15 protein-coding genes are annotated in these 13,508 nt (G+C 70.1%); 4 read left to right on the plus strand and 11 right to left on the minus strand.

Annotation, left to right across the window (positions count from 1 at the left end; all coding sequences use genetic code 11):
• Window positions 1–30: 30 nt before the first annotated feature.
• Window positions 31–786, minus strand: a complete 756-nt coding sequence (locus tag ACFWJO_RS08110) for a hypothetical protein (protein WP_386863965.1) — start codon at window positions 784–786, stop codon at window positions 31–33.
• Between the two features lie 404 nt (window positions 787–1,190).
• Here ACFWJO_RS08110 and ACFWJO_RS08115 point away from each other — a divergent pair, with 404 nt between their 5' ends.
• The 3 genes from ACFWJO_RS08115 to ACFWJO_RS08125 are packed head-to-tail and all read left to right on the plus strand — an operon-like array spanning window position 1,191 to window position 4,287.
• Complete coding sequence (locus ACFWJO_RS08115) at window positions 1,191–2,249, plus strand: acyltransferase family protein (RefSeq protein ID WP_386864075.1); 1,059 nt, start codon at window positions 1,191–1,193, stop codon at window positions 2,247–2,249.
• Window positions 2,250–2,305: 56 nt separating this feature from the next.
• Complete coding sequence (coaA, locus tag ACFWJO_RS08120) at window positions 2,306–3,337, plus strand: type I pantothenate kinase (RefSeq protein ID WP_386863966.1); 1,032 nt, start codon at window positions 2,306–2,308, stop codon at window positions 3,335–3,337.
• Between the two features lie 2 nt (window positions 3,338–3,339).
• A complete protein-coding gene (locus tag ACFWJO_RS08125) occupies window positions 3,340–4,287 on the plus strand; it encodes a TIGR00341 family protein (protein ID WP_386863967.1) in 948 nt (315 codons plus the stop codon).
• Window positions 4,288–4,312: 25 nt separating this feature from the next.
• On the opposite strand, the gene glmM is transcribed toward ACFWJO_RS08125, so the two are convergent.
• From glmM to ACFWJO_RS08145, 4 genes are all read right to left on the minus strand, one after another.
• Window positions 4,313–5,671: a phosphoglucosamine mutase gene (gene glmM, locus ACFWJO_RS08130; protein WP_386863968.1), complete on the minus strand. Its 1,359-nt coding sequence runs from the start codon at window positions 5,669–5,671 to the stop codon at window positions 4,313–4,315.
• A 146-nt stretch (window positions 5,672–5,817) separates the two neighbouring features.
• Window positions 5,818–6,330, minus strand: coding sequence for a 30S ribosomal protein S9 (gene rpsI, locus ACFWJO_RS08135; protein ID WP_128985116.1), 513 nt, complete (start codon window positions 6,328–6,330; stop codon window positions 5,818–5,820).
• Between the two features lie 42 nt (window positions 6,331–6,372).
• Window positions 6,373–6,816 (minus strand): 50S ribosomal protein L13, encoded by a 444-nt coding sequence (gene rplM / locus ACFWJO_RS08140; RefSeq protein WP_031076703.1) that lies wholly within the window; start codon window positions 6,814–6,816, stop codon window positions 6,373–6,375.
• A 234-nt stretch (window positions 6,817–7,050) separates the two neighbouring features.
• Window positions 7,051–8,673 carry an ABC-F family ATP-binding cassette domain-containing protein gene (locus ACFWJO_RS08145; protein WP_386863969.1) on the minus strand — a complete coding sequence of 541 codons (1,623 nt, stop codon included), beginning with the start codon at window positions 8,671–8,673 and terminating at the stop codon, window positions 7,051–7,053.
• 56 nt (window positions 8,674–8,729) lie between these two features.
• Between ACFWJO_RS08145 and ACFWJO_RS08150 the strand changes: the two genes are divergently transcribed.
• Window positions 8,730–9,698, plus strand: a complete 969-nt coding sequence (locus tag ACFWJO_RS08150) for a hypothetical protein (protein WP_386863970.1) — start codon at window positions 8,730–8,732, stop codon at window positions 9,696–9,698.
• Here the strand turns inward: ACFWJO_RS08150 and truA are convergent.
• The 6 genes from truA to rpmJ form a co-directional block, all read right to left on the minus strand.
• The gene (gene truA / locus ACFWJO_RS08155) at window positions 9,669–10,526 is read right to left on the minus strand and encodes a tRNA pseudouridine(38-40) synthase TruA (protein ID WP_386863971.1); all 858 of its coding nucleotides are present in this window, start codon (window positions 10,524–10,526) and stop codon (window positions 9,669–9,671) included. The two genes, ACFWJO_RS08150 and truA, sit on opposite strands and share 30 nt — an antisense overlap.
• Before the next feature lie 82 nt (window positions 10,527–10,608).
• Window positions 10,609–11,079 carry a 50S ribosomal protein L17 gene (gene rplQ, locus ACFWJO_RS08160; protein ID WP_384421355.1) on the minus strand — a complete coding sequence of 157 codons (471 nt, stop codon included), beginning with the start codon at window positions 11,077–11,079 and terminating at the stop codon, window positions 10,609–10,611.
• Between the two features lie 80 nt (window positions 11,080–11,159).
• Window positions 11,160–12,182: a DNA-directed RNA polymerase subunit alpha gene (locus ACFWJO_RS08165; RefSeq protein WP_265864056.1), complete on the minus strand. Its 1,023-nt coding sequence runs from the start codon at window positions 12,180–12,182 to the stop codon at window positions 11,160–11,162.
• 153 nt (window positions 12,183–12,335) lie between these two features.
• Window positions 12,336–12,740 (minus strand): 30S ribosomal protein S11, encoded by a 405-nt coding sequence (rpsK, locus tag ACFWJO_RS08170; protein WP_003956432.1) that lies wholly within the window; start codon window positions 12,738–12,740, stop codon window positions 12,336–12,338.
• A 65-nt stretch (window positions 12,741–12,805) separates the two neighbouring features.
• Window positions 12,806–13,186, minus strand: coding sequence for a 30S ribosomal protein S13 (gene rpsM, locus ACFWJO_RS08175; RefSeq protein WP_384421354.1), 381 nt, complete (start codon window positions 13,184–13,186; stop codon window positions 12,806–12,808).
• Between the two features lie 189 nt (window positions 13,187–13,375).
• Window positions 13,376–13,489 (minus strand): 50S ribosomal protein L36, encoded by a 114-nt coding sequence (gene rpmJ / locus ACFWJO_RS08180; RefSeq protein WP_003956441.1) that lies wholly within the window; start codon window positions 13,487–13,489, stop codon window positions 13,376–13,378.
• Window positions 13,490–13,508: the final 19 nt, after the last annotated feature.

A 13,508-nucleotide genomic window follows, 5' to 3' on the forward strand; every position in this document is an offset into this window, starting at 1 on the left:
GCGGTCCCGGAAGCCGGTGCGCCGTGGGCGTCAGCGCAGCTTGGCGACCTGCGCGGCGATGACGGCGGTGGGCTGCTCCTTGACCTCGCCCGCGAGGCTGGAGGTGGCGAAGCCGGCGAGGTTGTTGCCCTTGCGGAGGACGGCGAGCTTGCTCACCATGACCGTGCCCTCGACGTCGCTGGTGATCGTCCAGGCCAGGGCCTCGTCACCACCGGTCGCGGAGTCGGCCGCCACCTTCGTGACCTTGATCTTCTGGCCGCTGCCGAGGGCGGTGAACCCGCCGGCGCACTCGGTTCCCGCGGTCTTGAGGGAGGCGAGGGCCTGCTCGGCGCCCTGTCCCGCGTACGAGCCGAGCGTCACCGCGGTGGTGGGCGTGCCGAGGGCGCCGAGGGCGTTGCCCGGGTCGGAGGCGGCGTCCTTGCCCGGGATCCGGATGGTCTGCCGGACGGTCTTCGCGCCCGGGGTGCCGGGGGCGACCCAGGCCATGGCCTCGGCGAGCGGCTCGCACGCGGGCTTGTCGGCGCTGACGTCGCCCGGGTTCATGACGTCGGCGGCCTTGGGCTTCTGCACCTTGTAGCCCTTGAGGTCCGCCTCCTCGACGACGAGCTTCTCCAGCTCGGCGGCGGAGAGTGCCTTGACGTCCGGCTTGGCCGCGGCGGAGGCGGAGGCGTCCGCCTTGCCCGTGTCCTCGGTCTTCTTCTCCTCGCCGCCGCAGGCGGTGAGGAGCAGGGCGAGGGAGGTGACCGCGGCGGCGGCAGCGGCGTGACGAACGGCACGTGCTCTCATGACTCGACTCTCTTTTCGACTGTGAGCTGTCTGCGTGAACCCTATGTGCGCAGGTCGCGGGCGCCCAGCGAATACATCACCTCGGCCGGCCGCCGCTCCGCCGATTCACTGACATCGACCGAATTGGCCCGTTTTCCGTGGTCATAGGAAGCACACAACGACCCCACAAACCGGTCACAGGGCCGTGATACGTTGCTGGACCGAAAAAGAACGCGACCATTTTCGACGACCCCGGAATTCCTTAGGAGTGGGTCAGCATTTCCGCGACCACCACGAATTCGGCCACCCCGACCCAGGGCGTTCGCACCCGATCACCCGGCACATCCGGCACACCCGGCGCGACCGTCCGCTGGTCCCCGGCGAACCCGTGGGAGCTTCCGGTCGGCGGCACCCGGGTCGACTCACTGACCGGATTGCGCTGGTTCGCGGCGTTCGGCGTCTTCTTCTTCCACGCCCATCCCTATTTCGTGGAGATCGAGAGGGCCGGTCAGCTGGCCGTCATCGGTTACGAGGGCGTCCCGTTCTTCTTCGTTCTGTCCGGTTTCGTCATGACCTGGGTCGCCCGCCCGTCGGACTCGGCGCCGCGCTACTACTGGCGCCGCTTCGCCCGTATCTGGCCACTGCTCGCCGCGACGACGGCGATCACCGTGCTGCTGATGAAATGGTGGTGGCACGCCCGGGTATCGGTGGAAGACATTGTCTGGACCCTCACATTCGCCCAGGCGTGGAGTACCGATCACTTCATGACGATGAACATCGTCACCTGGACTCTTTCCGTCGAGGCCTTCTTCTATCTCGTTTTTCCGCTGGTCCTGCGGCTGCTGCTGCGCCGCTCGTCGGCCGTCGTCGTCCTGCTGGCCGCGCTGTGCGTCGCCGCCACCGCCGCCACCCGGGTGGCGGCCGTGCTGCTCGACCAGCCGGAGCGGCTCGAGCGGCTCCTGGTGTCCTCACCCCTCGCCCTCAGCCCCATGTTCGTCCTGGGCGTGTGCACGGGCCTCCTCGTACGGCGCGAATGGCGGCCGCCCTTCGGCACCGGCGCCGCCGCCGCGCTGACCGCCGGAACGATCCTGCTCTGCTGGCTGTGGATGCGGGAGCCCGACCTCCTGGACCCCTTCCGGGGCGCGATCGGCTTCTTCGACGCCGTCCTCATGCCCGTCTTCGCCCTGCTGATCGCCTCCGCGGCCCTCGCCGACGCCCGCGGCGCCCGCTCCCTGCTGCGCTCCCCCGCCCTGGTGAAGCTCGGCGAGTGGTCCTTCGCGTACTACCTGTGCCACGTGCTCGTCCTGAAGTGCTTCCGTCACCTCGGCCTCGGCCCCGGTCCCGGCCTCGTCCGCGACACCGCCGAGATGGCCGCGGCGGCCCTCGCGGCCCTCGTGGTGGCGGCCCTCCTGCACGAGCTGGTCGAGAAGCCCGCGGAGCGCCGCCTGCGCCGGATGCTGCCCACCCGCGCCCGCGCCACGTGACCCACCCCACCACCCCGGGTCCCCCACGACCGTCCCGCAGCCATGACAATGGCGGGGTGATCACTTCGCCGCCACGGAGCTCCAGCGGAAACGGAAACGGGAACCCCCCGCCCGGCAACGGTGCCGGCGCCGGGGGCCGCAAGCCCGCCGAGCCGACGCCGTACGTCGACCTCACCCGGGCCGAGTGGAGCGCGCTGCGCGACAAGACGCCGCTGCCGCTGACCGCCGACGAGGTCGAGCGGCTGCGCGGGCTCGGCGACGTCATCGACCTCGACGAGGTCCGGGACATCTACCTGCCGCTCTCCCGGCTGCTCAACCTGTACGTGCAGGCCACCAGCGGGCTGCGCGGGGCGCTCAACACCTTCCTCGGCGAGAAGGCCGAGCAGCGCGGCACGCCCTTCGTCATAGGAGTGGCCGGCTCCGTCGCCGTCGGCAAGTCGACCGTCGCCCGGCTCCTGGAGGCGCTGCTCGCACGCTGGCCCGAGCACCCGCGGGTGGAGCGGGTCACCACCGACGGCTTCCTCTACCCGATGGAGGAGCTGAAGGCCCGCGGCCTGATGTCCCGCAAGGGCTTCCCCGAGTCGTACGACCGGCGGGCGCTCACCCGCTTCGTCGCGGACGTCAAGGCGGGCAAGGAGGAGGTCAGCGCGCCCGTCTACTCGCACCTGATCTACGACCGGGTGCCGGACGAGAAGCTCGTCGTGCGCCGCCCCGACATCCTCATCGTCGAGGGCCTCAACGTCCTGCAGCCCGCGCTGCCCGGCAAGGACGGCCGCACCCGGGTCGGCCTGGCCGACTACTTCGACTTCTCGGTGTACGTGGACGCCCGGGCCGAGGACGTCGAGCAGTGGTACCTCAACCGCTTCCGCAAGCTCCGCGAGACCGCCTTCCAGGACCCCTCCTCGTACTTCCGGCGCTGGACCCAGGTCTCCGAGGAGGAGGCCCTGGACTACGCGCGCGCGATGTGGCGGACCGTCAACAAGGTGAACCTCCTGGAGAACGTGGCCCCCACCCGCGGCCGCGCGACGCTCGTACTCCGCAAGGGACCGGACCACAAGGTGCAGCGCCTGAGCCTCCGTAAGCTCTGACCATGCTGCATCTCAGGTTGATCGTCCCGCCCGACCGGACGGACGAAGCGGTCCGGCTCATCGAGCGGACCGTGGGCACCACCCACCTGGTCGTCCTGCCCGGTGCGGCCCGCGACCCCGCGGGCGACCTCGTCCTGTGCGACGTGGCCCGCGAGGCGGGCGACGAACTCCTGCACGGCATACGGGAGCTGAAGATCGATCAGGACGGCTCCATCGCCGTCGAGAACATCGACTTCTCGCTGTCGAAGCGCGCCGAGGCCGCCGAGGAGGAGGCCCCCGGCGAGGCCGCGGACGCGGTGATCTGGGAGCAGCTGACCGAGGCGACCCACGAGGAGTCGACCCTCACCATCACCTACTCCGCTTTCATGATCCTCGCGACGATGATCGCGGCCTGCGGTGTGGTACTGGACAACGCGGTCCTGATCGTGGGCGCGATGGCCGTCGGCCCGGAGTTCGGGCCGCTCGCGGGCGTGTGCACCGCCGTCGTGCAGCGCCATCCGAAACTGGCCCTGCGCTCGCTGTCCGCGCTGCTCGTCGGCTTCGCCGCGGCGATCGTCGCGACGACGGTCTTCAGCCTCGGCATGGACGCGCTCGACCTGTTCAGCAGGGAGCAGCTGGACGCCGACCGGCCCAACACCAGCTTCATCTGGCAGCCGGACCCGTTCTCCTTCGTCGTCGCCGTCCTCGCCGGCATCGCCGGCGTGCTCTCGCTGACCTCGTCGAAGTCCGGGGCACTGGTGGGCGTGGCGATCTCGGTGACGACCGTCCCGGCGGGCGCGAACGCGGCCGTGGCGCTCAGCTACGGCGATTTCGGCCAGATGTGGGGCTCCGTCGAGCAGTTGCTGCTCAACCTGTTCGGCATCATGCTCGCCGGCGTCCTGACCCTGTACGGGCAGAAACTGCTGTGGCGCACCCAGCGCGGACACTGGGTGCGCCCCACGAAGCCGTGAAGAGCCGGACCGTGAAGAGCCGGGACTAGCCGAGCGCCGACTTCACCACGTCGGCGAGCCGCCCCGCGACCGAGCGGGCCTGCTCGATGTCGGCGGCCTCGACCATGACGCGGACCAGCGGCTCGGTGCCGGAGGGGCGCAGCAGCACCCGGCCGGTGGAGCCCAGCTCGCGCTCGGCGTCGGCCACGGCGGCGGCCAGCTCGGCGGAGGTGCCGACCCGCGTCTTGTCCACGTTCGGCACGTTGACCAGGACCTGCGGCAGCCGCTCCATGACCGCGGCCAGCTCGGTGAGGGACTTGCCGGTGGCGGCGACCCGGGCCGCGAGCATCAGACCGGTCAGGGTGCCGTCGCCGGTGGTGGCGTGGTCGAGCACGATGACGTGCCCCGACTGCTCGCCGCCGAGGGCGTAGCCGTGCTCCTTCATCGACTCCAGGACGTAGCGGTCGCCGACCGCCGTCTGGACGAGCGACAGGCCCTCGCGCTCCATCGCCAGCTTGAAGCCGAGGTTGGACATCACGGTGCCGACGACGGTGTCGCCGCGCAGGGTGCCGGCCTCGCGCATCGCGAGGGCGAGGATCGCGAGGATCTGGTCGCCGTCGACCTCTTCGCCCCGGCCGTCGACGGCGAGGCAGCGGTCGGCGTCGCCGTCGTGGGCGATGCCGAAGTCGGCCTCGTGCTCGACCACGGCGGCCTTGAGGAGGTCGAGGTGGGTGGAGCCGCAGCCGTCGTTGATGTTGAGGCCGTCCGGCTCGGCGCCGATGGTGACGACCGTGGCGCCGGCCCGGGAGAAGGCCTCGGGCGAGACGCGGGCGGCGGCGCCGTGCGCCTCGTCGAGGACGATCTTCAGCCCGTCGAGGCGGTTGGGCAGGACGGCGACGAGGTGGGCGACGTACTTGTCGAAGCCCTCGTCGTAGTCGCGGACCCGGCCGACGCCGCCGCCGGTGGGACGGTCCCACGGCGCGCCGGTGCGGTGCTCCTCGTAGACGGACTCGATGCGGTCCTCCAGCTCGTCGGCGAGCTTGTGGCCGCCGCGGGCGAAGAACTTGATGCCGTTGTCGGGCATGGCGTTGTGGGAGGCGGACAGCATCACGCCGAGGTCGGCGCCGAGCGCGCCGGTGAGGTACGCCACGGCGGGCGTGGGCAGCACGCCGACGCGGAGGACGTCGACGCCCGCGCTGGCGAGGCCCGCCACCACGGCGGCCTCCAGGAACTCTCCCGAGGCACGCGGGTCGCGCCCCACCACGGCGGTCGGCCGATGGCCCTCAAAGGTGCCCGTCTCGGCGAGCACGTGCGCGGCCGCGACCGACAGGCCGAGCGCCAGCTCCGCCGTCAGGTCGGCGTTGGCCACGCCGCGTACCCCGTCCGTGCCGAAGAGTCGTCCCACAGCTGTCCTCCGAAAGTCCTTGTGCCCAGGTCCCAGGGTCGTGCCCCCCGGCCCAAGATTATGAAAGCAAGGTGTGAAAAAGCCGTACGCCCCGGGGCACGGGAAGTGCCGCCGGGGCGTACGGGCCGAGCAGACCGAGCAGGCGATTAGCGCTTGCTGTACTGCGGGGCCTTGCGGGCCTTCTTGAGACCGGCCTTCTTGCGCTCGACCGCACGGTCGTCGCGGGAGAGGAAGCCGGCCTTCTTCAGCGGGCCGCGGTTGTTCTCGACGTCGGCCTCGTTGAGGGCGCGGGCCACGCCGAGGCGCAGGGCGCCGGCCTGGCCGGACACGCCGCCACCCGCGATGCGGGCGATGACGTCGTAGCGGTTGTCGAGCTCGAGCACCTTGAAGGGCTCGTTGACTTCCTGCTGGTGCACCTTGTTGGGGAAGTAGTCCTCAAGGGTGCGACCGTTGATCTTCCACTTGCCGGTGCCCGGGACGATGCGGACGCGGGCGATGGCGTTCTTGCGACGGCCCAGGCCGGCGGCCGGCTGCGGGTCGCCGAAGCGGGACGCGAGGGACTCGGAGGTGTAGTCACCCTCGACGATCTCGGTCTCGGTGGTGTACTCCTCGACGCCCTCGAACTCGTCGACGGGGGTCTCGGGGGTGGTCTCGGCCACGATGCTCCTCAGATTTCTTTCGTTCTTAGGGGGTGGCCGGAATTACTGCGCGACCTGGGTGATCTCGAACGGGACCGGCTGCTGGGCAGCGTGCGGGTGGTTCTCACCCGCGTAGACCTTCAGCTTCGAGAGCATCTGACGGCCCAGGGAGTTCTTGGGGATCATGCCCTTGATGGCCTTCTCGACGGCCTTCTCGGGGTTCTTGTCCAGCAGCTCGTCGTAGCGGACGGAGCGCAGACCACCCGGGTAGCCAGAGTGGCGGTAGGCCATCTTCTGGGTCTTCTTGTTGCCGGACAGGTGGACCTTGTCAGCGTTGATGATGATGACGAAGTCGCCCATGTCCATGTGCGGCGCGTAGACGGGCTTGTGCTTGCCTCGCAGGAGGTTCGCAGCCGTCGTCGCCAGACGGCCCAGGACGACGTCCTGCGCGTCGATGATGTGCCACTGGCGAGTGACATCGCCAGGCTTGGGGCTGTACGTACGCACTTCGTAGCCTTCGCTTCTTCAGTGGATGGAGTCCAGACACACCTGAAGCGATCATGCAGCTGGGGCCCACACTGCCGGGACGACGCCCGTATGCGAGCCACTGGTAACTGCTCCAGGGAACCTGCGTAGGGCCCCTTCGCGTGAGAACGACGAAGCCGATACGCATAACAAACCGCTACGGTACCCGCGCCACCCCCGGTGGGTCAAAATGCCGCGGGCCGCTCACCGCGCCGACTACCGCGCCCGCTCCACCCGCCGCTCGTCCCACACCGGCTCGCTCGTCTCGCGGACCACGCCGTCCGAGCCGAAGACCAGGTAGCGGTCGAAGGAGCGGGCGAACCAGCGGTCGTGGGTGACGGCGAGGACCGTGCCCTCGTACGACTCCAGGCCGTCCTGCAGCGCCTCCGCCGACTCCAGGTCCAGGTTGTCCGTCGGCTCGTCCAGGAGGAGGGCCGTGGTGCCCGCCAGCTCAAGCAGCAGGATCTGGAAGCGCGCCTGCTGGCCGCCGGAGAGCTTGTCGAAGGGCTGGTCGCCCTGGCGCTCCAGCTCGTAGCGCCGCAGCATCGACATCGCCGCGCCCCGGTCCTTGGCGTGCTCCGTCCACAGGATGTCGACGAGGGAGCGGCCGAAGAGCTCCGGGTGCGCGTGGGTCTGCGCGAAGTGGCCGGGCACCACCCGGGCGCCGAGCTTCCACGTGCCCGTGTGGGCCACCGACCCGTCGCCGGCGAGCAGCCGCAGGAAGTGCGACTTGCCGGAGCCGTTCGAGCCGAGGACGGCGACCCGCTCCCCGTAGAAGATCTCCAGCGAGAACGGCTTCATCAGGCCGGTGAGCTCCAGGTTCTCGCAGGTCACCGCCCGCACCCCGGTCCGGCCGCCGCGCAGCCGCATCCGGATGTCCTGCTCGCGCGGCGGCTCCGGCGGCGGGCCGGCCTCCTCGAACTTCTTCAGCCGGGTCTGCGCCGCCGCGTACCGCGAGGCCATCTCGTGGCTGACCGCGGCCGCCTGCCGCAGGTTGATCACCAGCTTCTTCAGCTGGGCGTGCTTCTCCTCCCAGCGCCGCTTCAGCTCCTCGAAGCGGGCGAACCGCTCCCGCCGCGCCTCGTGGAAGGTGTCGAAGCCGCCGCCGTGCACCCACACGTCCGAGCCGGCCGGACCGGGCTCCACGGCCACGATCTTCTGCGCGGCCCGGGACAGCAGCTCCCGGTCGTGGGAGATGAAGAGCACGGTCTTGCGGGTCTCCCGCAGCCGCTCCTCCAGCCAGCGCTTGCCGGGCACGTCCAGGTAGTTGTCCGGCTCGTCGAGGAGCAGCACCTCGTCGTTGCCGCGCAGCAGGTACTCCAGGACCAGCCGCTTCTGCTCGCCGCCGCTCAGCGTGCGCACCTGCCGGAACTGGGCCTTCTCGTACGGCACGCCCATCGCGGCCGTGGTGCACATGTCCCACAGGGTCTCGAACTCGTACCCCTGCACCTCGGCCCAGTCGCTCAGCGCCTGCGCGTACGCCATCTGCGCGGCCTCGTCGTCGACCGTCATGATCCGGTGCTCGGCCTCGTCGACCGCCTTCGCCGCCTCCCGGATGCGGGCAGGCGCCACCGAGACCAGCAGGTCACGGACGGTGGACTCGTCCCGTACGGAGCCGACGAACTGCGGCATCACGCCGAGCCCGCCGCTGACGGTGACGCCGCCGCCGTGCGGCTGGAGCTCCCCGGAGATCAGCCGGAGCAGGGTGGTCTTCCCCGCTCCGTTCGCGCCGACCAGGGCGACCACGGCACCCTCGCCGACCCGGAAGGAGGCGTCCCCGAGCAGGACCCTCCCGTCCGGAAGGTAGTACTCCAGGTGTGCGGCCTCGACATGTCCCATGAGGGGCATTGTCACCGCCGACGCCCCTGGAACCCAACCGGTTTAGGATGCGCGGCATGAGCTTTGGGGGACCGCGGCCGGGCGGCGAGCAGCAGGGACAGCAGGGATACGGGTACGGATACCCGCAGCAGCCACAGCAGCCGTACGGATACGGGTACCCGCAGCAGCAGCCCCAGCAGCCTTACGGGCAGCAGCCGGCGGACCCGTTCCCGGGCGCGCAGGCCACGGGCACCCCGGACTGGGGCGCGCTCGCCGAGGCCTCGGAAGCCCGCGGCAAGCGCAAGCGCTGGCTCCTGATCGGCGGCGCGGCCGTCGCCGCGCTCGCCGTGGGCGCGGTCGTCGCCACCGCGATCGTCACCACCAACAGGAACAACGAGCAGGCCAAGAACGGCGGCACCACCCCGACCGGCTCGGCGGCGCCCACCGACACCGCGAGCCCGGCCCCGACCTTCTCCTCGGTGTCCCCGCTGCCGCCGCCGAACCCCATGGACTTCATCTCGGACGCCGGGAAGGACAAGGCGCCGCTGAGCCCCGAGGGCCTCTACCCGGGCAAGAAGCTCACCATGAACAAGCGCCCGTACCAGAAGGGCGCCACCTCCTCCACGAACGACTGCGCGGCGGTCACCCAGGGCGGCCTCGGCGCGGTCCTGAAGAGCAACGGCTGCACCCGGGTGATCCGCGCCACGTACGTCAAGGACGGCGTCGCCGTCACCGTCGGCGTCGCCGTCTTCCCCACCGACGACCAGGCCCTCAAGGCGAAGAAGCAGGCGAGCGGCGGCATCGCGCCGCTCGCCGGCGCCGGCGTGAAGGACTTCTGCCACGCCACCGTCTGCCTGCGCCGCACCAACTCGATCGGCCGTTACGTCTACCTCACCCAGGCCGGCTTCCTGAACGGCAAGAAGGTCACGACCGGCGACCGGGAGATCTTCCAGGCCAGCGACGACGTGGGCACCTTCACGTTCAACCAGATCTACGCCCGCGGGCGCGCCCAGGCCTCAGCAGCAGCCGGCGCTCCCGGGGAGTGACCGCTTGTTGCGGGCCTCCTTGTTGCGGGCCGCGAGCTGGTCGTCGGCCGGGTAGCCGACCTCTTCGAGGGTGAGGCCGTGCGGCCGCACGACGTGCACGGCCGAGTCCCGCACGCCCGCGGCGAGCACCTTGCCCGGCCACTCCACCGGCCGGTGGCCGTCGCCGACGAACAGCAGCGCGCCGACCAGCGAGCGGACCATGTTGTGGCAGAAGGCGTCGGCCTTGACCGTGGCCTCCAGGATCCCGTCGGGGCGGCGCTCCCAGCGCAGCTCCTGGAGCGTGCGGATGGTGGTGGCACCCTCGCGCTTCTTGCAGTACGCGGCGAAGTCGTGCTCGCCGACGAGCCGCTCGGCGGCGGCGTTCATGGCGTCCATGTCGAGCGTCCAGTCGTGCCACAGGACGTGACCGCGCAGCAGCGGGTCGACGCCGCCCGGGTGGTCGGTGACCCGGTAGGCGTAACGGCGCCAGACGGCCGAGAAACGGGCGTTGAAGCCCTCGGGCGCCTCGCTGAGCCGCCAGACCCGTACGTCGTGCGGGAGCCGCCCGGCGAGCCGCCTGAGCAGCTTCTCGCGGTGCTCCTCCCACAGCGCGACGGGCAGGTCGACGTGCGCGACCTGGCCACGGGCGTGCACCCCGGCGTCGGTGCGGCCGGCGACGGTCAGCTCGTACGTCTCCTGGGAGCGGGTGACGGTGCGCAGCGCGTCCTCGATCTCGCCCTGGACGGTGCGCTGGCCGCGGGCCTGCTTCGCCCAGCCGGAGAAGTCCCTGCCGTCGTACGAAAGGTCGAGCCGCACCCGTACGAACCCGGGCTGTACGTCATCACTCACCTGGAAATCCTCTCAGACACACGGGAGCGGGCCCGCACCCCCAGGGGTGCGGGCCCGCTCGCGAGAATCGTCCGAAGAACGCTTACGCGTCCTTCGACTCCTCCTCGGTCGCCTCGACCGCGGCGGCCTCGTCGGCCTCCTTGACGGCGCGCTTGGTGGCGGCCTCGGCCTCGGCGACGGTCGCCTTCTTGGCGATCTCGCCCTCGACCAGCTCGATCACGGCCATCGGGGCGTTGTCGCCACGACGGTTGCCGATCTTGGTGATGCGGGTGTAGCCACCCGGGCGCTCGGAGTAGCGCGGGGCGATCTCGGTGAAGAGCGTGTGGACGATGCCCTTGTCCGTGATCGTCTGCAGCACCAGGCGACGGTTGTGGATGTCGCCCTTCTTCGCCTTGGTGATCAGGCGCTCGGCGACCGGACGCAGGCGGCGGGCCTTGGCCTCGGTCGTGGTGATGCGGCCGTGCTCGAAGAGCGACTTCGCCAGGTTGGCGAGGAGCAGCTTCTCGTGCGCGGCGGAGCCGCCGAGGCGGGCGCCCTTGGTGGGACGCGGCATGGTGTTTCTCCTTGAGATCTGCACCGGCCGTATCAGGTACCGGTGTCAGGGCCCCGCAGGCGGATGCCTGCGGGCAGCTATCAGTACTGCTCGGTCTCGACGAAGCCCGCGTCCGCGTCGTCGTCGGCGCCGAAGGCGTCGGCGGCGGCGGTCGGGTCGAATCCGGGCGGGCTGTCCTTGAGGGCCAGGCCCATGCCGGCCAGCTTCGCCTTGACCTCGTCGATCGACTTCGCACCGAAGTTGCGGATGTCGAGCAGGTCGGCCTCCGAGCGGGCGACGAGCTCACCCACGGAGTGGATGCCCTCGCGCTTGAGGCAGTTGTACGAACGAACGGTGAGCTCGAGCTCCTCGATCGGCAGCGCCAGGTCGGCGGCCAGGGCGGCGTCCGTCGGGGACGGGCCCATGTCGATGCCCTCGGCGTCGATGTTGAGCTCGCGGGCCAGACCGAACAGCTCGACCAGGGTCTTGCCGGCCGACGCCATGGCGTCACGCGGGCGCATGGCCTGCTTGGTCTCGACGTCGACGATCAGCTTGTCGAAGTCGGTGCGCTGCTCGACTCGGGTCGCCTCGACCTTGTAGGTGACCTTGAGCACGGGGCTGTAGATGGAGTCGACCGGGATGCGGCCGATCTCCTGGCCCACCTGCTTGTTCTGGACGGCGGAGACGTAGCCGCGACCGCGCTCGACGGTCAGCTCCATCTCCAGCTTGCCCTTGCCGTTGAGCGTGGCGAGGACCAGGTCGGGGTTGTGCACCTCGACACCGGCCGGCGGCGCGATGTCGGCGGCGGTGACCACACCGGGGCCCTGCTTGCGCAGGTACATCACGACCGGCTCGTCGTGCTCGGAGGAGACGACGAGCTGCTTGATGTTCAGGATGAGGTCGGTGACGTCCTCCTTGACGCCCGGCACGGTGGTGAACTCGTGCAGGACACCGTCGATGCGGATGCTGGTGACAGCAGCGCCGGGGATCGACGAGAGGAGGGTGCGGCGGAGCGAGTTGCCGAGGGTGTAGCCGAAGCCCGGCTCCAGCGGCTCGATGACGAACCGGGAGCGGAACTCGTCGACGACCTCTTCGGTCAGCGAAGGACGCTGAGCGATAAGCATGTCTTCGTTTCCTTCGTTTGTGGACGCCCACTATTTGACGTCCGACTCACCGGGCGGGAGCCCGACAGTGGTACTGCAAGGGTACGGGCGGTACGCCCCCTTACGGAGCCGTACCGCCCGGACACCTAAAGACGCACAGGTGCGTCCGCTGCGTCAGACGCGGCGGCGCTTCGGCGGACGGCAGCCGTTGTGCGGGGTGGGGGTGACGTCCTGGATCGAGCCGACCTCGAGGCCGGTGGCCTGGAGGGAGCGGATCGCGGTCTCACGGCCGGAGCCGGGACCCTTGACGAAGACGTCGACCTTGCGCATGCCGTGCTCCTGCGCGCGGCGGGCGGCCGACTCGGCGGCCATCTGCGCGGCGAAGGGGGTGGACTTGCGCGAGCCCTTGAAGCCGACGTGGCCGGCGGAGGCCCAGGAGATCACGTTGCCGGACGGGTCCGTGATCGAGACGATCGTGTTGTTGAACGTGCTCTTGATGTGCGCGTGGCCGTGAGCGACGTTCTTCTTTTCCTTGCGGCGCACCTTCTTGGCAGCGCCCTGACGTCCCTTGGGGGGCATCTACTTACTCCTACGGGAGGTGGTCGGTCCTACAGCGAAGACCGTGGACAGTCGTCCGCTGTGGACTACTTCTTGCCCGGCTTCTTCTTGCCGGCGATGGCGCGACGCGGGCCCTTGCGGGTACGGGCGTTCGTGCTGGTGCGCTGACCGCGGACGGGCAGGCCACGGCGGTGACGCAGACCCTGGTAGCAGCCGATCTCGACCTTGCGGCGGATGTCGGCGGCGATCTCACGGCGGAGGTCACCCTCGGTCTGGAGGTTGGCGTCCACGTACTCGCGGATCTTGACGAGGTCTTCCTCGGCAAGGTCGCGGACACGGGTGGACGGGTTCACGCCGGTGGAGGCGAGGATCTCCTCGGACCGGGTGCGCCCGATACCGAAGACGTAGGTGAGTGCGACCACCACACGCTTGTCACGCGGGATGTCAACACCGGAAACGCGTGCCATTCAATGGCTCCTGTGTGTTCGGGGGTCTTCCGCAGAACCGGCCCCGGCCGCCGTACGAGGTACGAACCGGGTCCCCGGCCCCCGCCGGAGGTGCCGTCAGCCGTGGTGCACGGCCGGACGGGCTCTGCGTATGTACGTGTTGCTATGCGTCGCGCGAAGAACTGCGAGATGCAGGTCGGTCGGCGTGCGTCAGCCCTGGCGCTGCTTGTGGCGCAGGTTGTCGCAGATGACCATGACCCGGCCGTGGCGGCGGATCACCTTGCACTTGTCGCAGATCTTCTTGACGCTCGGCTTGACCTTCATGGGATGTGAGGTTCTCCGG

This window comes from Streptomyces sp. NPDC127092 (assembly GCF_042722475.1).
In the GTDB taxonomy this organism is placed as follows: Bacteria; Actinomycetota; Actinomycetes; order Streptomycetales; family Streptomycetaceae; genus Streptomyces.